The sequence below is a fragment of the Chryseobacterium sp. R2A-55 genome, from assembly GCF_021401085.1.
Classification (GTDB): domain Bacteria; phylum Bacteroidota; class Bacteroidia; order Flavobacteriales; family Weeksellaceae; genus Kaistella.
The window spans coordinates 48,642-72,118 of record NZ_JACBFP010000011.1 but is presented as its reverse complement, the minus strand read 5'-3'; the positions used below and the strand labels follow the sequence as shown (position 1 = coordinate 72,118).

The following is a 23,477-nucleotide window of genomic DNA, read 5'->3' as shown; positions in this document are numbered from 1 at the left end:
TCTGGAAGCTGTTGGCTTTTTTCGTTTGGTGTGGTTTTGCAAATATAGAACTAATATTAAAAATCATGAATAAGTATCACAAAACATTAGAAAAAATCCTTACAAAAGGTAAGGTGCAGGAAAACAAGAAGGGAAATATCACTTACCTACTTAATGAACATCTGACGTTAAAGCCGGGTGATTTATTGGAAATCTTTGAAGGGCACGGAATTGCCCGAAATAAGCTTAAAACAGAATTGGAGTTGTTCCAGTCCGGTGAACGACTTACTGAGCGTTATCGTGAAGCTGGGATTACCTGGTGGGATTATTGCGGACCTATTCTGGTGAATAGTTATCCAACTTACTTTGAACAACTTCCAGATCTGATTAAGAAAATCAATAAAGAAAAGCGAAACAGTAAGAATTACGTGTTGTTTCTGGGTAAGAATGACACTGAGAGTAATCAACAGCCGTGCTTGTCTTTGATTCAGTTCCAGATCGATCAATGTAAATTGGTTGTTTCTGCATACCAACGGAGCTCTGACGCTAATTTGGGACTGCCTGCCGACATTTATCACTTATATCTGATCAGCCGGCAGATTGATTTGCCACTAAAAAGTATTTCGCTATTCCTGGGCAACGTTCATGTGTATGAAAACAACCGGGAAAGCACATTGAAGCTATTGAATGGCGAGCTGGTTAAATTCGCTTTAAATGTGAATTAAAAGTTATTTAAAAAGCCTTTCGAGTGAAAGGCTTATATTTGTGACTGCAATTTGAATTTGTGTTTTTTCTTTACATTTTGTTTTGAAAAAGCTTACTTTTCGATTTGCCGATTATAAATGGCATTCAGTTTAGGAGTTTTCACTTTCGGATTTTCGCAGTCCGATTATTATAATGACTATCAAAGAAGCATCAATACCATTGATTGGACAGACGTGGTCAACTCTTTGTTTTTGTCTGCAAACCAGCAAAATCAATTAATGACGTTGAACAGTCAATACCCGAATTATGATTCCTGGACCAGGGTTTATGGAAATAATCCTGACCGATGGAGGACAGAGCGATACTCCAGAATGGAACAAATCATGGGTAAAGACAAGTATGTGAAATTCAAAAATAAATACTACAAAGGTCAGAACCCTGTTGCAGTGTATAACAGGAACAAAAACAACTACAAAAAGTACCAGAACTACAAGTATAAAAAATACAAAAACGAAAATGACCAAGGTGAGAATTCTTACAAAATGAAAGAGTACAAAAAAAGAAAGAAAGCTGCCGACGGAAGTCATCTTTGGATTAAGAAAAATAGACTAAAGCAAGAACGGGATTAACTTATCTCCAAGTAAAGGAAGACCAGAAATGATCTTCCTTTTTCGTTTTAAATAATCATTAACTTTCAGTGAATTGTTTTGTTGGCCGCATTTTAATCTTAGTTTTGTTTAATGAAGATTTTGTATTCCATTCAGGGAACCGGGAACGGTCACGTGAGCCGCGCTCGTGAAATCATTCCGCACCTTCAGAATTATGGCGAGCTGGATCTGCTCATCAGTGGCACTGCGGCAGAAGTGGGTTTAGAAGATGAGGTGAAATTCAGATTGAATGGTTTCGGCTTTGTATTTGGTAAAGATGGCGGAGTGGATTTACGGGAAACCTGGCGGAGATTTGATTTTGTTCAGTTTCTGAAGGATATCAAAAACCTTCCTGTGAAAGATTATGATTTGATTATCAATGATTTTGAGCCGGTTGCTGCATGGTCTTGTAAAATAAAGGGAAAAGAATCCGTAGCAATGAGTCATCAGGCGGCTTATCTTTCGCCAAAAACCCCGCAGATCAAAGGTTTTCATTGGGGTAAAATCATTATGGATAGTTATGCACCTGCAAAAAACCATATTGCGTTCCACTTTCAGAAATATGATGATTTCATCAATACTCCTGTAATCAGAAGTGAAATTCGAAATTTGGAGACGAGTAATCTTGGGCATTACACGGTTTACCTTCCGGCTTATTCCGACGAATTTATCTTAGACCGGGTAAAAAACATTCCTAATTCCAAATGGGAGGTTTTTTCAAAACATTCCAGAGAACCTTATGAAAAATTCAATGCTGAGATTTTCCCCGTCAATAATGAAAAATTTCAAAACTCATTGGCCAACTGTGCTGGTTTACTGACGGGAGGCGGTTTTGAAGGTCCCGCAGAAGCGCTCTTTCTGAAAAAGAAAGTGCTCGCTGTTCCCATGAAAAATCAGTATGAGCAGCAATGTAATGCATTGGCGCTAGAAAAATTGGGTGTTCCGGTCATCTGGAAAGAAAGTGAATTTGATGAGAAATTAAAAAGTTGGGTGGAAAACGAGGAAATTATCGCGGTCAACTTTCCGGATGAGACCGCCGAAATTGTAAGAAAAATGGTGAAAAATTACGGTTAATTCGTTTTTAACAAAAATTTATGAATAAACTGTTTAACCAATTGTTGTTTTAGCTATCAAAAAGCCAAATAACAATACTAACAAAATTATTACAAAATGAAAAAATTTGTTTTAACCGCAGCTTTCCTCACTTTAGGAACATTCGCAATGGCACAACAAAATGGTAAAATGATGCAGAAGGATCCAGCACAAATGGAGCAAAAAAGAATGGAAAACCTAAAAAAAATGCAAACAGACCTGAACCTTACTGATGCTCAGGTAAACCAGATTAAGGCTTTGCAGGAAAAAAGAATAGCGGAAAGAAAAGCACAAGCTCCGGAAATGCAGGCGCAGAGAAAGGCAAGAATGGAAGAATGGAAAGCTAAGAATGAGCAGCACATGGCTGAAATGAAGCAAATCCTTACGCCGGAACAGTACCAAAAGTGGGAAGCGCAGAAGAAGGAGCAAATGCAGAATAAGAGAATGAAAATGAAAGATATGCAGATGAATAGAATGAAAAATAACTAATCAAGTTCATAATTTTATTTTTAAGTGGGAGCGGGAATTTTTTCCCGCTTTTTTTATGGTTATTTCAGAAAAAACTGTAAATTTGAATTGCCGGCCAAATGCGCGGTCTTGCTTATAAAAACTCATGAATAAACTTTTCACGTTATTGGTTCTGCTCTTGCCTTTAGTTATTTTTTCTCAAGATTTAAATGTTGCAAATATTCCTGAAAACATAAAGGAAAATGCCAACGCAGTTATTCGGGAGAATCGTGAAGAATATATTTTCAAATCTGTAGATAACCTGACGATCAAAAATTCCAGAGCTACCACCATTATGAATGAAAGTGGTTCTGATTTTGCGTATGTCGTCATTCATTACAATCCTACCACAAGAGTAAGCGACATCAAGGTAGAACTCCTGGATTCCGATGGAAAATCGATAAAATCCTTCGGAAAGAGGGATTTCACCGACATCAGCAACGGCAGTAATTCCCCGCTCTATGTGGACGACCGTGTGCTTTATCTGAAGCCCATCTCCACCAAATATCCGTACACGGTGAAATACTCCTATGAAATCAGCACTTCGAACACGGTGTATATCAGCAGATTCGCGCCTTATAATTCCTTTGATGTGGCATTGCAAAAGAGCGAAATGACCTTAACCAATAATTCGGGAATAAAGATCAGGACAAAAATTTCCGAAACACCTTTGGCAAAGCTAAAGATTTCCGAGAATGGAAACACTTCAACTTATGCCTATGAAAATGTTCCTGCACTGAAAGCCGAAGAACTTGCACCTACTATTGATTATTTGGTTCCGAGGATAGAGTTTTCGCCGGAAAAATTCACGTTAGAAGGAAAGCAGGGTGATCTCAGCGATTGGAATTCCTTCGGGAAGTGGTATTACAACCAGTTGATCAATCCCGTTTCCAAGATAACACCAGAGATTTCAGCGGAAATTTCGGGATTGAATTTGCAGGGATCTACTGCGGATAAGGTAAAAACCATTTATCAGTACATGCAAGGCAAAACACGATATGTATTGATTTCCATGGGAATTGGCGGATGGCAACCAATGCCGGCTTCTGAGGTGAGCAAGAAAGGTTATGGAGACTGTAAAGCTCTGACCAACTACATGCGCACACTCCTCGTCGCGGCGGGGATTCCGTCTTATTATGCGGTGATTTATAGCGACGAATCGGTTCGGAATTTTGACCGGGATTTTCCAAAACTTTCAGGAAATCACGTGGTTTTGATGGTTCCAACCGAAGATGGGGAGATTTGGCTTGAAAACACTTCGCAAAAAATAGCATTTAATCACCTTTCTTATTCTTCATACAACAGAAATGTGCTCGGTGTGAATGAAAATGGAATCAAAATCATCGATACGCCGGTTTACCGCCCGGAACAAAGCAAAGAAAAACTGACTGCCAAAATTATATTGAAAGAAGATGGAGGTTTTGATTCCGAAGCCAAAATGGAATTTACAGGTGGACAATATGATCAAAATCTAAGACTTTTCAGCCTCAAAAACGATGAGGTGCAGGAAGCTATGAAAAACCGACATTATCACCTCAAATTTTCAAGCCTCAATATCAAAAACCTGAATAATGATAAAGACCACGGAAAAATCACCTATGATTTGAACATGGAGGTGAACGGATTTTCGAAAAAAATAGGCAATGACTTGTTTTTCCAAGCGATGCCTTTTTACCAAACCGCCATGTATTCGGGAACAGATGAGCGAAAGCTCCCATTAGAAATTTCATTTCCATTCCAAAATGATTACGAAATTGAATTTGAGATTCCTGCGGGCTATAGATTGTCGGAAGTACCTAAATCTTCTGACTTCAGCTCAGAATTCGGGTCTTACTCCATCAGTTTTGATTTAAAAGATAACAAATTGATGGTGCGCCGGATTTTGACGATAAAGAAGGGAAATTATCCCAAAGAAAAATATAAAGAGTATTTCGCTTTCCGAAAAAAAACTGCCGGAAATGACAATGTTAAAGTCTTAATAACAAAATTATGATCAAGAAATTTATCCTCGTTATTCCAATTCTTTTGAGTGGAATCCTTTTCTCCCAACACAAATTTGTGAATCCCCCGAAACTTTCAGATGCAGATTTAATGAGTGAGAAATCAGAAAAGTATCCGGATGCACCTGCAGAAGTGCTCTATCGCTCGATTCACTTTGTGATTGATTATAATGGATATTTAACGAAAAATGTGGTTGATCGGGTGAAAATCTATAACAAGAATAACGCTTCCAAATATCTGGATCAGAAGATAACGCTTTATGATAACGGGAAAGGACTTTATGAAACCCTGAGCAACCTGAAAGCGAACACCTACAATTTCGAGAATGGAAAAAAAGTGACCACCAAAGTGGAACGCAATGAAAAATACAATTCCACCGAGGATAAAAATTACAAGGTTACCAAATTTGCGTTTTCAGGCGTGAAAGACGGTTCGGTGGTGGAATGCAGTTATTCGGTTTACACTCCTTTTATGGGCTCCACACCGAGGGTTTTGATTGAGGACGAAATTCCGGTTAGATATGTGGAATTTGTTTTTGATACGCCGAAACCTTTTGGCTACACCATTAATTACAAAGGTGATATTAGTCCTCAGCACAGAGTGGTGGAGGAAGCCATCATGTATGGAAACCCATACTTTACCTATCGGTTTGGTTATGATGACGTTCCTGCATTTAAGGATGAAAAATACGTTCAAAACAATGATAATTACAAAACTGGGGTGAAAGCCGAAATCAATTCGGTGATGAACAATGGTGTGTTGAAGCCTTTGGCAATGAGCTGGAAAGACATTAGAAAACGACTTTATGACCATGATGATTTCGGTGGGCAATTAAGTAAAAATCACCTTGCTAAAGATCTTTTGCCTGCAACGGTGACTGATCTGCCATCGAATATGGAGAAAGCAAAGCAAGTCTTGAAATATGTGCAGCAAAACTACACCTGGAACAAGGAAGATGATGTGGTGACCGACAAAGGCATTCGGAATCTGATCACCACCAAAGTGGGAAATTCTGCAGAAATTAACCTGTTGCTTACAATGCTTCTGAGGAATGTCGGAATAAATGCAGATCCTGTAGTTCTTTCCACCATTAAGCGGGGAATGTTGCTTGCATACAATCCTTCGGTCAATCAGTTGAACTATGTTTTAAGCAGTTTTGAGGATAATGGCAAATTGTACCTTTTAGACGGAACCTTAAAGCAGTCTGAAATCAATTTGATTTCGCCGAAAGCACTCAACTATTATGGAATCATCATGACCAAAGATGATGCGAAACAGATCAATATCCTCTATCCGGAAGTAAGTCAGAATACCTATGAGGTAGACGCGAAAATGAATCCGGATGGGACTTTCGAAGGACGTTTCTCTGACCGGGACAACAAATTGTTTGCTCTGGTAGCCAACGAACGGTACCTGGAAGACAAGGAAAAATTTTCCAAAACCTATAGAGAAAACTATAAATTCCCATATTCCAATATCACACATCAACTGCAGGAAAATGGAGACTTTACAACAAGTTTTGATTTCTCAGGCGATACTTTTGCCGATGTTATTGGTAACAAAATAGTCTTTAATCCATTGCTCTTCCTTTATACCCAAAATCACGATTTTAACCAAACTGAACCAAGAAGGGCTCCACTTGAGTTTTATTCTGCCTTTGACCGGGTGAAAAAAGTGACCATCACGTTGCCTGAAAACTATGTTTTCGAAAATATTCCAAAATCCAAGAAATTCAGAACGGAAGACAGCGCTCTCCAGTACAGCTATGTGGTTACGCAAGAAGGAAATAAATTGACGGTGGAAACCACTGTGAAAGTGGATGACCCGGTTTTCCCTAAAGAATATTATCCCGCTTTCACCCAGATTTTTGACAATATCACCAAACAGGAAGCACAGGTAGTGACAGCGGTGAAAAGATAGAAATCAAAGCTTTTTACTTCTTTTTTAATCAACGTTTTTTGCTGACAAAAAATCGAAATCCGCGGTAAATAATTAACAAAACTTTAAGCAAATCAATTGCTTAGTGATTTGCTCAACGTTTAAAATTATTGTACATTTGCAGTCCTTTTGGCGCTAGTAATTGTTCTTAAATTAGTAAAATATTGAAAACCAACTCTTTCATGATGATGAAGGAGGTTTTGTGTTTGATGCTGATTTCGTCTTTTATGGATGTCAAACAGGAACCCAAAAAATATTTTGCACTACTCCGTGAAAAGATATACCGGCGTTGCAGTTAGAGAAGATTTTGAGATAAAAGAACAAGGAAAAAAGACAAAAACTCACTGTTTTCAAAACGTAAGCGCCAACTTAAGTAAGTCTATTCTCTTTTCTTTTTCCTCTATTGGTCTACTCTGATATTTTTGCCCATGTCCGCGAAGGCGGGAAAATATTTTTTAACCCCATTATTCTTAATCTTTTTTATGAGTAAATCTAAAGCAGTCGCAAAAATTCAGCCGAGCGAAAGAATCAATTTTTCCGCAGTGAAAGGAAAAATTGAAACCCCTGACTTTTTGGACATTCAGATCCAGTCATTCAAAGAGTTTTTCCAGTTGGACACCCTTCCGGAAAATAGAGTTAATGAAACACTCTACAAAACCTTTGAAGAAAATTTCCCAATCACCGACTCCAGAAACCAATTCGTTTTGGAATTCCTGGATTACCTGGTTGATTCACCGCGCTACTCGATTGACGAGTGTGTGGAAAGAGGACTGACTTATTCGGTTCCTTTGAAAGCCCGACTTAAATTATACTGTACCGATCCGGAACACGAAGATTTCCAAACCGTGGTGCAGGATGTTTATTTAGGTCCGGTTCCTTACATGACTCCTTCCGGATCATTCATTATTAATGGTGCTGAACGTGTAATCGTGACACAGCTACACCGTTCTCCGGGTGTATTCTTTGGTCAAACTTATCACGCCAATGGAACCAAACTGTATTATTCCAGAATCATCCCTTTCAAAGGATCCTGGATGGAATTTACTACCGACATCAACAACGTAATGTATGCTTACATCGATCGTAAGAAAAAATTACCGTTGACCACTTTGCTTAGAGCAATCGGATACGAATCCGATAAAGATATCCTTCAAATTTTCGACCTTGCTGAAGAAGTGAAAGTTTCTAAGGCAGCATTGAAAAAAGTGGAGGGAAGAACTTTGGCCGCGAGAGTTTTGAACACCTGGTTCGAAGATTTCGTGGATGAAGATACAGGTGAAGTAGTTTCCATTGAAAGAAACGAAATCATCTTGGATAGAGAAACTGTTCTGGAAAAAGAGCATTTGGATTTGATTTTGGAAGCGGGTGTGAAATCCATCCTGATCCACAAAGAAAATTCAAATGAGTTCTCCATCATCCAGAATACTTTGCAAAAAGACCCTACCAACTCTGAAAAAGAGGCCGTAGAATATATTTACCGTCAGTTGAGAAACGCTGATCCGCCAGATGAGGAAACAGCAAGAGGAATTATTGAAAAATTATTCTTCTCTGAGCAGAGATACTCATTAGGTGAAGTAGGACGTTACAGACTGAACAAAAAATTAGGGTTAAATATTCCTGAAAAAACGGAAGTTTTAACCAAGGAAGATATTATCTCCATTGTTCGTCACTTAATCGAATTGGTGAACTCCAAAGCAGAAGTTGACGATATCGACCACTTGTCCAACAGAAGAATCAAGACTGTTGGTGAGCAATTGGCGGGTCAGTTCGGTGTTGGTCTTTCCAGAATTGCCAGAACAATCCGTGAAAGAATGAACGTTAGAGATAACGAAATCTTTACGCCAATCGACTTGGTTAATGCCAAAACTTTGACATCGGTGATCAACTCTTTCTTCGGAACCAACCAGTTGTCACAGTTCATGGACCAAACCAACCCACTTTCGGAAATCACTCACAAGAGGAGACTTTCCGCTTTAGGACCTGGTGGACTTTCCAGAGAAAGAGCAGGTTTTGAGGTGCGTGACGTTCACCACACACACTACGGAAGAATTTGTCCGATTGAAACTCCGGAAGGACCAAACATCGGTTTGATTTCTTCATTGGGTATCTACGCGAAAATCAACAACTTAGGATTCATTGAAACTCCATACAGAAAAGTAAAAGATGGAAAAGTAGATCTAAAGAGCGCACCAATTTTCCTTAATGCCGAAGATGAAGAGGACAAGGTTATCGCTCAGGCAAACGTGGAAATGGAAGACGATGGAACCATCTCTACTGAAAGGGTTATTGCTCGTTTGGATGGGGATTATCCGGTTGTTGAACCCACTGAAGTGAACTTGATCGATGTGGCACCCAACCAGATTTCCGGTATTTCCGCTTCATTGATTACATTCCTTGAACATGACGATGCGAACCGTGCGTTGATGGGATCGAACATGATGCGTCAAGCGGTTCCATTATTGAAGCCACAAGCTCCGATTGTGGGAACAGGTCTTGAAAAACAGGTGGCAAGAGATTCCAGAGTGTTGATCAATGCGGAAGGAAACGGTGTGGTGGAGTATGTGGATGCAGATACCATCACCATTAAATATGAAAGAAGCGAAGATGATGATTTGGTATCATTCGAATCTGCTACGAAATCTTACAAATTGACCAAATTCAGAAAAACCAACCAATCTACCACGATTACTTTGAGACCAAACGTAAGAGTGGGTGACAAAGTGGTGAAAGGTCAGGTTCTATGTGACGGTTATGCAACCGAAAACGGAGAACTGGCTTTGGGTAGAAACTGTGTGGTTGCATTCATGCCTTGGAAAGGGTACAACTTTGAGGACGCCATCGTGATCAGCGAAAAAGTAGTTCGTGAGGACTGGTTTACTTCCATCCACGTGGATGAATATTCTTTGGAAGTCCGCGATACCAAATTGGGTATGGAAGAATTGACCTCAGATATTCCAAACGTTTCTGAAGAAGCTACCAAAGATCTGGACGAAAACGGAATGATCAGAATCGGTGCGGAAGTGAAACCTGGCGACATCATGATTGGTAAAATTACGCCAAAAGGGGAATCCGACCCAACTCCTGAAGAAAAACTGTTGAGAGCGATTTTCGGTGACAAAGCCGGTGATGTGAAAGATGCTTCCCTGAAAGCAGATTCATCATTGAGAGGTGTTGTGATCAACAAAAAATTGTTCTCCAGAAATATTAAAGATAAAAAGAAAAGAACCGAAGAGAAACTGAAACTTGAAGAAATCGAAAACACTTACAAAGCGAAATTCGACGATTTGAGAAACACGCTCCTTGAAAAACTGGGAACTCTGGTAAACGGTAAAACTTCTCAAGGGGTGAATAACGACCTTAACGAAGAAATCATCGGAAAAGGAGTGAAGTTTACAACTAAATTGCTTCAAAGCGTTGAAGATTACGTCAACGTAAGCGGTGCTGATTGGACGGTGGATGCTGATAAAAACGAATTAATCAAGCAATTAATCCACAACTACAAAATCAAGTACAATGACATCATGGGTGTGAAAAACCGTGAGAAATTCGCAATTTCAATCGGGGACGAACTTCCGGCAGGAATCATTAAATTGGCTAAGGTATATATCGCTAAAAAACGTAAACTGAACGTTGGTGATAAAATGGCGGGTCGTCACGGAAACAAAGGTATCGTATCAAGAATCGTTCGCGAGGAAGACATGCCGTTCCTGGAAGATGGGACTCCGGTTGACATTGTGTTGAATCCACTTGGTGTACCTTCACGTATGAACATCGGCCAGATTTATGAAACCGTTCTTGGTTGGGCAGGTCAGAAATTAGGATTGAAATTCGCAACGCCGATTTTTGATGGTGCCGAACTGGAAGAAATCAACGAATACACCGACAAAGCAGGACTTCCAAGATACGGAAGCACCTATCTTTACGATGGTGGAACCGGTGAAAGGTTTTCTCAGCCGGCGACTGTGGGCGTAATCTATATGCTGAAACTCGGTCACATGGTGGATGATAAAATGCACGCACGTTCCATCGGTCCTTATTCATTGATTACGCAGCAACCACTCGGTGGTAAAGCGCAATTCGGTGGACAGCGTTTCGGGGAGATGGAAGTTTGGGCGCTTGAAGCGTTCGGGGCATCAAATATTTTACGAGAAATCTTGACCGTGAAATCTGATGACGTGATTGGAAGAGCGAAAACTTACGAAGCAATTGCAAAAGGTGAAGCAATGCCTGAACCAGGTATTCCGGAATCCTTCAACGTATTGCTTCACGAGTTACAAGGTCTTGGATTAGACGTTCGCTTGGAAGAATAAATTTGTTAAAATGGCTTTAGAAAGTCTTTTGACAGTCTGAGTTTCTTAATTTTTTTAATGAAATATATCCTGTTCATAGTGTTTTTCCTTTTGTATTACTTCACAAGTTTTACAAAGGTTCCTTTTGGAGACTGCATCGGATTTGTCACTGCCTTTGAAAAAGGGGAGTGGGTCACTACCATTACAGCCATTTCGCATTTTCTCTACTACAATTTTGGAATATTGCTTAAAAAAATATTTCCATTTGTGACAAGTATAGAAATTGGAAGGTTCATTTCTGTTTTCACGGCTGCATTATGCATTTCATTAATGTATAATTTGCTTAAGGAAATAGGGGGTTCCAAGAAATGGTCAATTTGGATTACGGTTGCTTTCGGATTGAGTTTCACCTTTTGGAGAAACGCGACTAATCTGGAAATGTACACTTTCAATGCCGTATTTATCATGCTGTTTTACATTTATTTAATTAAAAGTATAAAAACAGGCTTGGTGAAATACTATTGGATTACGGGAATATTATTAGGAATAAGTTTTGGATCGCATATTCAAAATATTATGTTGCTGCCATGTTTAGGTGTATTTGCACTCCTGAAGTTTAAAGAAAACAAATGGGCTGCTTTCATACCGCTGCTTTCTTCATTTTCATTTTTTGTATTGATTTACATTGTTAATCATATACAGACAGTGGGGTCTAATCAGGTTCTTAGAACAGATTCGGTTTGGGTGAAAGATACTTTAAGTAAAAGCATTGCGCAGTATTTTAAAGATATTTTGAAGTCGATAGGATATTTAATATATAACTTTTGGTTTTTAACACCTTTCATCATTTTGGGTATAATCAGAATGTGGAAAGAGGAGCAAAAGTTGCTCATCGTATTAATGGCATCTGTCCTTTTTAATTTGGGGTTTGCCACATTTTACGCAGTAAGTGATAATTATGTATACTTTATCATTTCCTACGTCATTTTGTTCGTTTTCGTATATTATGGAATCATAAAAACTGAAAGCAAATTTAATTCGATGAGATTATTGAAACCATTAATTCTGTTGACGCCACTGTATTATTTCTTAAGTTACAACTTGGTATTTCAAACTGATGCGGGAAAAAGTTTCCATCATCAAAAAGAATACAAAGGCGGCTTAAATTATTACCTGTTACCGTGGATGAATAACAATGTGGGCATCCTAGAATTTGTCATCGAAGGTAAACTTGCGCCAGACAAAATGGATTGGATGACCGAATCTGCAAAGGAATATATTGAATTAGTAAAACATCAATACCTTATAGAGGATATTAAAAAACAATAGAAATTTTTAACTGTCAGAAACTTTAAATTTGAGCTGCATATTACAAGCTTTAAATCATCAACAACCTGAAAATTAATATTATGTCAAATAAAAATAAAACAAGTAATTTCAGTAAAATTACGATCGGTCTGGCTTCTCCCGAATCGATTCTTCAGGAATCAAGAGGTGAGGTGCTAAAACCGGAAACCATCAACTACAGAACGCACAAACCTGAGCGTGACGGTCTTTTCTGCGAAAAAATCTTCGGTCCGGTAAAGGATTACGAATGTGCATGCGGGAAATACAAAAGAATCCGCTACAAAGGGATTGTTTGCGACCGATGCGGGGTTGAAGTTACCGAAAAGAAAGTGCGTAGAGAAAGAATCGGACATATCAATTTGGTGGTCCCAATCGCGCATATCTGGTATTTCCGTTCTTTGCCGAACAAAATCGGTTATCTTCTTGGCCTGCCTTCCAAAAAATTGGATATGATTATCTATTACGAAAGATATGTCGTCATCCAACCCGGAATTGCAAAAAAAGCAGATGGCTCCGATTTCGATGATATGGAATTTTTAACGGAGGAAGAATATCTGGATATTCTCGATACCCTGCCTGTCGAAAACCAATATCTGGACGATTCCGACCCGAATAAATTCGTTGCCAAAATGGGAGCGGAAGCGGTGGAGGAATTATTGAAAAGAATCGACCTGGATGCTTTGTCTTTCGACCTTCGTCACAAAGCGCACAACGAATCTTCAAAACAAAGAAGAACAGAAGCCTTAAAGCGTCTTAATGTTGTTGAGGCATTAAGAGGAGCGAATACAAGAATGATCAACCGTCCCGAATGGATGATTATGAGAGTTCTTCCGGTAATTCCGCCAGAATTGAGACCACTCGTTCCATTGGATGGTGGTCGTTTCGCGACTTCGGATTTGAACGACCTTTACAGAAGGGTAATCATTAGAAACAACCGTTTGAAGAGACTTTTGGAAATCAAAGCTCCGGAAGTAATCTTGAGAAACGAAAAGAGAATGTTGCAGGAATCTGTAGATTCACTATTCGACAACACCAGAAAATCTTCCGCGGTAAAATCCGAATCCAACCGACCATTAAAATCGCTTTCTGATTCATTGAAAGGAAAACAAGGGCGTTTCCGTCAAAACCTATTAGGAAAAAGGGTGGATTATTCCGCACGTTCGGTAATCGTCGTGGGACCAAACCTTCAACTTCATGAATGTGGTATTCCTAAAGATATGGCGGCGGAACTTTACAAACCGTTCATCATCAGAAAACTGATTGAAAGAGGAATCGTTAAAACCGTAAAATCAGCAAAACGTATCATCGACAGGAAAGAACCTGTGGTTTACGATATTTTGGAAAACGTGATGAAAGGTCACCCGGTACTTTTGAACAGGGCACCTACACTTCACAGACTTGGTATTCAGGCGTTCCAGCCAAAAATGATCGAGGGTAAAGCGATCCAACTTCACCCATTGGTAACCACGGCGTTCAACGCTGACTTTGATGGTGACCAAATGGCGGTGCACTTACCTTTAGGGCCGGAAGCGATTCTGGAAGCACAACTCTTGATGCTTGGTTCCCAAAACATTTTGAACCCGGCAAACGGTTCTCCAATTACCGTTCCTTCTCAGGACATGGTTTTGGGGCTTTACTTCATGACCAAACAACTGGATTCTACGGAAACCAAGAAAGTTGTTGGTGAAGGTCTTGCTTTCTACTCTCCAGAAGAAGCGGAAATTGCTTATGCTGAAGGTAAAGCATCTTTAAATGCAAAAGTAAGATGTAAACTTCCGGTAAAAAATGAAGAAGGGGTCATGGAAACCAAACTGATCGAGACTACCGTGGGTAGAATTTTATTCAACCAAATTGTACCAAAAGAGGTTGGTTTCATCAATGAGCTTTTGACTAAAAAATCATTAAGAAACGTCATCGGTAGAATTTTGGCAGATACTGATTTCCCAACCACCGTGAAATTCTTGGATGATATGAAGAATCTTGGTTATTCCAATGCATTCAAAGGGGGACTTTCATTCTCATTAGGAGACATCGTGATTCCTGACGAGAAAAAGAAAATGATTGCCGCTGCGGTGGAAAGCGTAGATGAAATCAAAGCAAACTATAACATGGGTCTGATTACAGACACTGAAAGATACAACCAGGTGATCGACGTTTGGACCAACACCAACGCAGGTTTAACGGAGATGATCATGAGCAGAATGAAAACCGACCAAGGTGGATTCAACTCTGTTTATATGATGCTGGATTCCGGAGCGAGGGGTTCCAAAGAACAGATCCGTCAGTTATCCGGTATGAGAGGTTTGATGGCAAAACCACAAAAAGCTGGTTCCACCGGAGCAGAAATCATTGAAAACCCGATCGTGGCGAACTTTAAGGAGGGTCTTTCCATTTTGGAATACTTTATCTCCACTCACGGTGCCCGTAAAGGTCTTGCAGATACCGCCTTGAAAACGGCAGATGCCGGTTACCTGACCAGAAGATTGGTTGACGTGGCTCAAGACGTAATCATCACCGAAGATGATTGTGGAACTTTGAGAGGAACGGAAATCACTCCATTGAAGAAAAATGACGAAATCGTAGAGAAAATCTCCGAAAGAATTTTGGGTAGGGTTTCACTTCATGATATCTTCCATCCGGAAACCGATGAAATCATTCTCGAAGCAGACAACATCATTAATGAAGCGACTGCAAAACAGATTGAAGAAGCGGGAATCGAAGTGGTTGAAGTTCGTTCGCCATTAACTTGTGAAGCGAAGAAAGGGATCTGTGCAAAATGCTACGGAAGAAACTTGGCAACCGGAAAACCAATCCACATGGGAGAAGCTGTGGGAGTAATCGCTGCACAATCCATTGGTGAACCGGGAACTCAGTTGACGCTGAGAACCTTCCACCAAGGAGGTACCGCAGGAAACATCTCAGAAAATCCTTCCATCGTTGCAAGACGAGACGGTATCGTGGAAATGGATGAAGTAAGAACCGTGACTTCGGAAAACGAAGAAGGCAAAAAAGCTGAAATCGTGGTTTCACGTTCTACAGAATTCCGTTTGGTTGCAGACAATGCGGCTAGAACGCCTTTGATGGTGACCAACTTGCCTTATGGTTCCGAACTTTTGGTGAAATCTGGTGACAAGGTATCCAAAGGTCAAACGATCGCAAAATGGGATCCATACAATGCGGTAATCATCGCGGAAACTGCCGGTAAGGTAGAATACGAAGACATTATCCAGGGAACTTCTTTCCAGCTGGAAATCGACGAACAAACCGGTTTCGAGGAAAAAGTAATTTCTGAATCCAGAAATAAGAAAGCCGTTCCTACTTTGAAAGTGGTGGATTCAAAAGGTGTGGAGCAAAGAGCTTATAACCTACCTGTTGGAGCCCACTTGATGGTTAATGACGGTGAGAAAATCAAGTCTGGAAAAGTCTTGATCAAGATCCCGAGAAAATCTGCAAAAGCTGGGGATATCACAGGTGGTCTTCCGAGGGTTACTGAATTGTTCGAAGCAAGAAATCCATCGAATCCGGCTGTAGTAACCGAAATCGACGGGGTAGTTTCTTACGGGAAAATCAAGAGAGGTAATCGCGAATTGATCGTGGAAGCAAAAACAGGGGAAATCTCCAAATATTTGGTGAAACTTTCCAACCAGATTTTGGTTCAGGAGAACGACTTCGTGAGAGCTGGTTCGCCACTTTCCGACGGTTCCATCACGCCAGACGATATCCTTAAAATCAAAGGCCCAACCGCGGTTCAAGAATATCTGGTGAATGAAATCCAGGAAGTGTACCGACTTCAAGGGGTGAAAATCGACGACAAACATTTCGAAATCATCGTTCGTCAAATGATGACCAAAGTAGAGATCGTGGACGGAGGAGATACTCAATTCCTAGAAGGTGCGCTGGAACACAAATATGATTTCTTGGAAGAAAATAACAGAGTTTTCGGATTGAAAGTGGTAACCGAAGCCGGAGATTCCAAGGAGTTCAAACCGGGACAAATGATCACCGCAAGAGAACTCAGAGACGAAAATTCCAAACTGAAACGTGAAGATTTAGCTTTGGTGGAAGTTCGTGAAGCACTTCCGGCAACAGCAACTCCTGTACTTCAGGGTATCACCAGAGCCGCGTTGCAAACCAAATCCTTTATGTCTGCAGCATCCTTCCAGGAAACTACAAAAGTTCTGAACGAGGCAGCAGTTTCAGGAAAAGTTGATTATCTTGGCGGTCTGAAAGAAAACGTGATCGTGGGACACAGAATTCCTGCAGGAACGGGTCTTAAAGACTATCAAACAATCATCGTGGGTTCAAAGAAAGAATTTGAAGACATCAACTAAATAAATTTGTTTGAAGTTTCAGGTTTGAAGTTTAAAGTTAAATTTGCAAACCTGAAACCTTAAACTTTAAACTTTAAACAAAAAAATTAAAAATGGACAACAATCAAAACCAAGATCCAAACAACATCAACATTGAATTGAACGAAATGGTAGCAGCAGGAGTTTATGCGAACCTTGCTTTGGTCAACCATTCCCCATCAGAATTTGTAGTAGATTTCATCCAATTGATGCCGGGAGTTCAGCAGGCGAAAGTGAGATCAAGAGTAATCTTGGCTCCGCTTCACGCAAAAAGAGTTCTAGCAGCTTTGCAGCAGAACATCGCAAACTACGAGCAACAATTCGGCGAAATCAAAGAAGTTGAGCCATTTGTTTTAGGACAGAACAACGTTCAGGCGTAATAAAACTTCACCAAAGTTTCAAGCTTTGGCCAAGTTTTTAAAATAAAAATCCCGACTGCGAAGTTGGGATTTTTTTGTCGATACCCTTTCAGCGTTTTTGAACTTTTGCTAAAGTCTGGATGTTTTCAAAACGCTGAAAGGTTTTTCCTAGTCTAGATGGATTTTTCAACAAAAGATAAATTTTTTCGTTTTTAGATGAAAAATTCTAAATTTTGACAAAATAATCGTTTGTAATTGAAAGACTCGTTAAATAAGGTAAATTTTCGTTTATAAAAGAAAATTCCCCCTGACCAAAAATTCACATAATTTCCGTAGCTTGCTCTTCCAAGAAAACAAACCATGCAGAAAATACTTTTCCTACTATTCATTTTCCTGAGTAATACATTCATTCCAGGAACTTTTCAGACTTCGCAACAAAACAATGTTACCTTAAAACTAAAAATCATCGGCGTAAAAGATGGCGACACCGTGGAAGGACTATATTACCAATTCCCGATGAACATTCGCTTGGAACATATCGATGCGCCGGAAAAAAGGCAACCGTTTGGAACAAAATCCAAAGAGAAACTGTCTGATTTATGTTTCGGAAAAATGGTAACCATCATCAGCAGAGGAAAGAACGGGAATTTTGATTCCAGGGGAAGAATAATTGCAGAAATTTTCCTGGAAGACGGAACCAACGTGAACAAGGAAATGCTGAAATCCGGATTAGCGTGGCATTTTAAGAAATACTCTTCTGATGCCGAATACGCAAGATTGGAGGAGTTGGCCAAAAGCAAAAAACTCGGTTTGTGGAGCGATCCGAATTCCATTTCACCGTGGAGTTTTCGAAAACCATAGCAAGGCTTGTCCACCGACAGGCGCATACGGAATGCGAAGTTTGAATTTCATAAAATCCCGTCACTTATTTTGCAACCTCTTCAATATTTTTATCCGATGCTGCAATTGCGACGCATGCACCAAAAGAAAATCATGTTAAAATAATGATAAAGTGCTTATTTTTTCGTGTGTTCGCAAAGAATAAATTATTTTTGCAGGAATTTAATTTTTAATAATGAAAACTTATTTTTTAGTATTTCTTTTCGCCGTGATGGCAGTTTCATGTTCAAAAAAAGTAGAGGTGACCGGAAATTTTGCCGGCGGTTCGCCATTGGAAAGAGTGGAGATTATTGAAGCTTCAGGAGTAGGAACTTTGCCTTTGATTAATATGGGCGTTGATCCAAAAGGCAGCTTCAGCGGCAGTTTTGATGCTCCGAAAAATGGGATGTACCTCATATCCTATGCCGGAAAGCAGGCGATGGTTTATTTGAAAGGTGGGCAAAAATTCAATATTTCTGGTCAGGCAGCAAATTTTCCGCAGCAGTTCACTGTGACTGGAGACGCACAAAAAAATAATGAATTCATTGCTGAAACCGTGAAATTCATCCAGGAATATGCACCGAAAATCAATATGCAGGAACTCATTGCCAAAGATGAAGCGGGATTCTTGAAGGGTGTGGAAAAAATCAAAACAGATATCGGAAATAATATAGAATCTGCTGCCAAGAAAACTTCTCCGGACAGCGATGCAATCCAGTGGAAAAAAGACGAACTTAATGCAAGCATCCTAAGTGTGATGGCACAGTATGAAAACAATCACGGAATGGCGACCGGGAATCCAAGCTTCAAGGTAACCAAAAATTTCCTTGATCTGGAGAAAAAGCTGACCACAGACCACGATAGACTGCTGAGAAATCAGCCTATTTTCCGAAATTACCTTTTGGGGAAACTGACGAACGGATTTCAAGAATTTGCCGCTTCCCAAAACAAGGACGGGAAATCAACTTCTTCAGAGATTTTTGCGAAGTATTTGGAAACGAAAAAAGATTTGTCGCAGCTGACCAAAGATTATTTGCTCGCATTCGTGATTTCCAGCCAGGATGTCTCTCCCAATGAATCTCCTGAAAGAGCCGAATCCATCAATAAACTGATTGAAAAAAATATCAAGGACTCTGAAGTGAAAAAAGATTTGCAGAGAATCCAGTTTGTGATCAATGGTCCAAAAATTGGCGAAGCAGCTTCCAGCGGGAAATTGGTGAAAGCAGACGGTAATACGGACAAACTTTTTGACGGAAAAGGAAAACCAACCATGGTGATGTTTTACGCTTCATGGAATCCATACATCTCTGAAGCAGCGATTCCGGTACTAAAGGAAGTGGTGAATTTCTACAAATCAAAAATGAATTTCACCTATGTGAATTTAGATGATACCCAAGAACAGTTCGTGAAAACCAGCAACGCCATGTTGAAAGGGATTCCAGGAACCAACCTTTATGCTGATGGTGGACTGAATTCTAAGATTGCCAAAGATTTTGGAATTTATGGTTTCAAAATGCCTTCATTTATCGTTTTGGATAAGGACGGAAAGATTGCAAGCCGTTTCTTTTACAATTTGGCAGATCCAGAAATAGTAAGTGTTTTGGATAAAATGACCGGGTTGAAAGCTCCTACAGTTGCACCGGAAGCACATCTGCAAAACGACTTGTTGGCGCCAAGTGCTCAGGATTTGCAAAAACAACCGGCTCCTACCGCAAAATAAAAATTCAGAAAGTAGATATTCAAATTCCCGATGGCTTTGTCTATCGGGAATTTTTATATATTTACTTAAATTTAAATGTGATGGAACATCCGCTCTTGATTCCAAAAAGATATTTGCTGCCAATGGCGGTTTTTGGGTTAGTCGTTGTTTTGTTTGGCGCTTACATGATGCTCGTTCATTGGAACTTTGGCGATCTCACCGGGAATATTGTCATCGACTTGGGAATTGTTTTTTCTGCAATTTCGTGGGTCATCGTGATTACAGATATTTTCAGAAACCGAAATAAATATTCAGTATTTTGGATAGTGGGAATGATTTTGTTCGGAAGCATCACCACTATTTTGTATCTCATTAGAAGAAAAGAAAAAACAAATTGAATAAGTCTTCAAATCTCCTCGTCTCCAAAAACATCATTTATGCAATCGCTTTACTTGGTTTGATTTTTGGGATTTTTACCGTAACAATTGACCTGACAAATTTTGGCATTCCATTGGAAGTGGGTAAAATCCTCCCTTTTTTAGTTTTGATCTGCAATTTCATCTCTGCGGTGGTTTTGATTGTGGATGTTTTTAAAAATAATCTTTCCGCCAAATATTTGTGGACTATAGGTTTTTTATTGACCGGTTGTGTCGCCGGAGTTTTCTACCTGATGAATCGGGAACGGAATTTGGCGGGAAAATGAATTTCATTTAATAATCCGGATTTTTGAGGTTTTTTAATGAGGTTCTCAAAAATTGATGCATTAGAAAATGGGGATGATTCCCCTTTTTTTGTTTTAAAACCTTAATTTTGTGCCACTAAATTTTTCAATGAGAAAGAAGCAAAAAAATATGGTGTTGGAAAACATCAAACTGATTTCCGCAGGAGCGAAAGGAGTTGCAGTGGGAAAAACGGAAGAAGGGAAAACTGTTTTGGTTTCAGGTGCGGTTCCCGGTGATGTGGTAAATGTGCGGGTGAAGAAATCCAAATCAAAATATGTGGAAGGCGAAGCGCTGGAAATCTTGGAAAAATCTCCGTACCGAGCAGAGCCGAAATGCATCCATTTCGGAGTTTGCGGCGGCTGCAAATGGCAGAATCTTTCCTATGAAAAGCAACTTGAATTCAAACAGGAAGAAGTTTATAACCATATCAAAAGAATCGGCGGGATTGAGGATTTCGAGACTTTGCCGATTATGGGAAGTGAGGAACAATATTTTTACCGCAACAAAATGGAGTTTTCCTTTTCCAATGCTCGTTGGCTTACTTTTGATGAAGTGAGCTCGGGTGAAGATTTTGGTGATAAAAATGCGCTGGGTTTCCATATTCCCGGAATGTGGAGCAAGATTTTGGACTTAAAGGAATGTTGGCTGCAGGAAGAGCCTTCGAACGCGATCCGTCTTGCTGTAAAAAATTATGCGGTGGAAAACGGTCTGGAATTTTTTGATGTGAAAAACCAGGAAGGTTTCTTGAGGACTTTGATGATGCGCCAGAATTCAAAAGGAGAATGGATGGTTTTGTTTCAGCTCTTCCGTGAAGAAAAAGAGCAACGTGAAAAATTGTTTGATTTTCTTTTGAAGGAGTTCCCGCAAATTAAGACTTTGGTTTTTGCCATTAACTCGAAACCCAACGATTCCATTTATGATCAGAATGTTCAGACCTATTTCGGGGAAGGATTTTTGAGGGAAGAAATGGATGGATTGAAATTTAAAATCGGCCCCAAATCATTTTTCCAAACCAATTATCAGCAGGCACTAAACCTTTATCGGAAAACCCTGGAATTTGCTGATTTAAAAGGTGATGAAGTAGTTTACGATTTATACACGGGAACCGGAACCATTGCGCAATATGTGGCCAGAAATGCGAAACAGGTCATCGGGATTGAATCCGTTCAGGAAGCAATTGACGCGGCAAAAGAACATGCGGAATTAAATGGGCTTTCCAACTGCACATTTTATTGTGGCGACATGAAAGATATCTTTAATGACGAATTTTTAGCCAGCCATCCCAAAGCAGACGTTTTGATTACCGATCCGCCAAGAGACGGGATGCACCAGAAAGTGGTGGAGCAAATTCTGAAGCTTTCACCTGAGAAAATCGTGTATGTGAGCTGCAACTCGGCAACTCAGGCCAGAGATTTGGCTTTGATGAAAGACCACTATCGGCTGGTGAAAATTCTGCCGGTGGATATGTTTCCGCAAACTCATCATGTGGAGAATATTGCACTTCTGGTGAAAATCGCGAATTAGTTTATAAGCAAAGTCAATTAAATACAATTGAATCATGAGATTTCTGAAAATATTTTTGTCATCGGTTTTTCTGCTTTCACTTTTTTCCTGCGGAAGTGATGACGATATTTGCGTCGGGGGGGAAGCTACTCCGAGAATGAAACTGAAATTCAAGACCAAATCGACCGGAAAACTGAAAACCTTGGATTCATTATATGTGCAGGTGAACTATGGAAACGGTTTGATTCCTGTTATTGCAAAAAGTAAGGTGGATTCGGTGTTTATCCCTTTGCGAGTGGATGATGGTCCATTTACCGAGATCTTGGTGGGCTTGAAAAAAGCAGAAATTAACTCAAAAATCAAAGTCAATTACACCACTGCTGCTCAATATGTTTCACCTGCTTGCGGAATTAAGAAGATGTACGAAAATGTGACTTCTCAGTTGGAAGTTGCAGATGCCGTGATTGATCTGGAGCAAAATCAAACCCAAATTACAGATGAAAACAAAACGCATCTTTTCCTTCTTTTTTAGTGTTCTTTTCGTTTTGAGTCTTGCGCAGACACAGCAGGATTCCACGAAATTTAAATGGAAATATCAACCAAATTTCCTGGTGGGAATTGATGTGCTGAATGCCGCAACTGGTTTATTTTCGGACCGGATGCTTTATCAGGGATTTGTTTCCTCACGATTGACCAAAAACATTCATGCGGTGGTGGATGCGGGTTTTGAAAGAAACGTGTACCAGAAAAACGGATATGATGCCACTGTAAACGGACCTTTTCTGAAATTGGGGGCTTTCTATATGCTCGCAAGTGACCGAGAGAATCCGATGAACGGTTTCTATCTCGGTGGCAAATTGTCCGGTTCATTCTACAGTCAGGAATACAAAGCGGTTCCTGTTCGTGGATATGGCGGAAGTGAGACATCGGTAGCATATCCCGCAAGTTCTCAGAGCTCTTTTTGGTTGGAGGGCGCCGTGGGGGGAAGAGTTCAGCTTTTTGAGAGTCCTTTTTATATAGAGGTCAACATTCAACCCAGATACCTATTGTTTTCCACAAAACAGGAAGATATCCAACCTATGATTGTCCCAGGATTTGGCAAAAGTTCGGGCAAGTTTAATGTAGGTTTTGCCTGGAATATAGCTTACTTCTTCTAAGAAAAATGCAGTTGCTGCATCATTTTTCCTCCTGATGGTCTTTATTATTGAAGCGCAATGAATTGCGCAGGGTGGTCATTGTCCCTTTCAAAATATTTTATGCCATAAAATATGCCATTTTATTATTGCTAATTTTTTCATCCAAAAATTAGGTCAAATTTTTTAAATTGGAAACTATCATTGTGTTGTAGTTATTTTTTGATTGGTTATAGTATAAAATCTGCAACATAATGTTTGTCTTATTAATGATAATCTGAAAAACATTCTTTAGAATTAACATTTTTATTTTGATGGAGTGCTAAAA

At 39.7% G+C, this 23,477-nt stretch carries 17 protein-coding genes; all 17 read left to right on the top strand.

Annotated elements, in window-relative coordinates:
* Positions 1 to 65: 65 nt before the first annotated feature.
* The 17 genes from L0951_RS11765 to L0951_RS11685 all read left to right on the top strand — a co-directional run bounded on the left by L0951_RS11765 (position 66) and on the right by L0951_RS11685 (position 23,173).
* Positions 66 to 704: a thymidylate synthase gene (locus L0951_RS11765; protein WP_234111456.1), complete on the top strand. Its 639-nt coding sequence runs from the start codon at positions 66 to 68 to the stop codon at positions 702 to 704.
* 117 nt (positions 705 to 821) lie between these two features.
* Positions 822 to 1,313, top strand: coding sequence for a hypothetical protein (locus L0951_RS11760; RefSeq protein WP_234111455.1), 492 nt, complete (start codon positions 822 to 824; stop codon positions 1,311 to 1,313).
* 111 nt (positions 1,314 to 1,424) lie between these two features.
* Complete coding sequence (locus tag L0951_RS11755) at positions 1,425 to 2,405, top strand: glycosyltransferase family protein (RefSeq protein WP_234111454.1); 981 nt, start codon at positions 1,425 to 1,427, stop codon at positions 2,403 to 2,405.
* A gap of 96 nt (positions 2,406 to 2,501) precedes the next feature.
* A complete protein-coding gene (locus tag L0951_RS11750) occupies positions 2,502 to 2,912 on the top strand; it encodes a hypothetical protein (RefSeq protein WP_234111453.1) in 411 nt (136 codons plus the stop codon).
* A 124-nt stretch (positions 2,913 to 3,036) separates the two neighbouring features.
* Complete coding sequence (locus tag L0951_RS11745) at positions 3,037 to 4,923, top strand: DUF3857 domain-containing protein (protein WP_234111452.1); 1,887 nt, start codon at positions 3,037 to 3,039, stop codon at positions 4,921 to 4,923.
* Positions 4,920 to 6,851 (top strand): DUF3857 domain-containing protein, encoded by a 1,932-nt coding sequence (locus L0951_RS11740; RefSeq protein ID WP_234111451.1) that lies wholly within the window; start codon positions 4,920 to 4,922, stop codon positions 6,849 to 6,851. Before L0951_RS11745 ends, L0951_RS11740 begins: the two co-directional genes overlap by 4 nt.
* 500 nt (positions 6,852 to 7,351) lie before the next feature.
* Positions 7,352 to 11,179: a DNA-directed RNA polymerase subunit beta gene (rpoB, locus tag L0951_RS11735; protein WP_234111450.1), complete on the top strand. Its 3,828-nt coding sequence runs from the start codon at positions 7,352 to 7,354 to the stop codon at positions 11,177 to 11,179.
* A gap of 57 nt (positions 11,180 to 11,236) precedes the next feature.
* On the top strand, positions 11,237 to 12,487 hold the full coding sequence (locus tag L0951_RS11730) for a glycosyltransferase family 39 protein (protein ID WP_234111449.1): 1,251 nt from the start codon (positions 11,237 to 11,239) through the stop codon (positions 12,485 to 12,487).
* Between the two features lie 80 nt (positions 12,488 to 12,567).
* Entirely contained in the window at positions 12,568 to 16,836 is a 4,269-nt protein-coding gene (gene rpoC / locus L0951_RS11725) for a DNA-directed RNA polymerase subunit beta' (protein WP_234111448.1), read from the top strand.
* 92 nt (positions 16,837 to 16,928) lie between these two features.
* Positions 16,929 to 17,234: a DUF3467 domain-containing protein gene (locus L0951_RS11720; RefSeq protein ID WP_048499106.1), complete on the top strand. Its 306-nt coding sequence runs from the start codon at positions 16,929 to 16,931 to the stop codon at positions 17,232 to 17,234.
* 339 nt (positions 17,235 to 17,573) lie between these two features.
* Positions 17,574 to 18,074, top strand: coding sequence for a thermonuclease family protein (locus tag L0951_RS11715; RefSeq protein WP_234111447.1), 501 nt, complete (start codon positions 17,574 to 17,576; stop codon positions 18,072 to 18,074).
* Between the two features lie 214 nt (positions 18,075 to 18,288).
* Positions 18,289 to 19,812 (top strand): TlpA family protein disulfide reductase, encoded by a 1,524-nt coding sequence (locus L0951_RS11710; protein WP_234111446.1) that lies wholly within the window; start codon positions 18,289 to 18,291, stop codon positions 19,810 to 19,812.
* A gap of 80 nt (positions 19,813 to 19,892) precedes the next feature.
* Positions 19,893 to 20,189, top strand: a complete 297-nt coding sequence (locus L0951_RS11705) for a hypothetical protein (protein ID WP_234111445.1) — start codon at positions 19,893 to 19,895, stop codon at positions 20,187 to 20,189.
* Positions 20,186 to 20,494, top strand: a complete 309-nt coding sequence (locus tag L0951_RS11700) for a hypothetical protein (protein ID WP_234111444.1) — start codon at positions 20,186 to 20,188, stop codon at positions 20,492 to 20,494. The genes L0951_RS11705 and L0951_RS11700 overlap by 4 nt, the downstream gene beginning before the upstream one ends.
* Positions 20,495 to 20,621: 127 nt before the next feature.
* Positions 20,622 to 22,037 carry a 23S rRNA (uracil(1939)-C(5))-methyltransferase RlmD gene (gene rlmD, locus L0951_RS11695; protein WP_234111443.1) on the top strand — a complete coding sequence of 472 codons (1,416 nt, stop codon included), beginning with the start codon at positions 20,622 to 20,624 and terminating at the stop codon, positions 22,035 to 22,037.
* 34 nt (positions 22,038 to 22,071) lie between these two features.
* On the top strand, positions 22,072 to 22,548 hold the full coding sequence (locus L0951_RS11690; RefSeq protein WP_234111442.1) for a DUF6452 family protein: 477 nt from the start codon (positions 22,072 to 22,074) through the stop codon (positions 22,546 to 22,548).
* A complete protein-coding gene (locus tag L0951_RS11685) occupies positions 22,514 to 23,173 on the top strand; it encodes a DUF6048 family protein (RefSeq protein WP_234111441.1) in 660 nt (219 codons plus the stop codon). The genes L0951_RS11690 and L0951_RS11685 overlap by 35 nt, the downstream gene beginning before the upstream one ends.
* Positions 23,174 to 23,477: the final 304 nt, after the last annotated feature.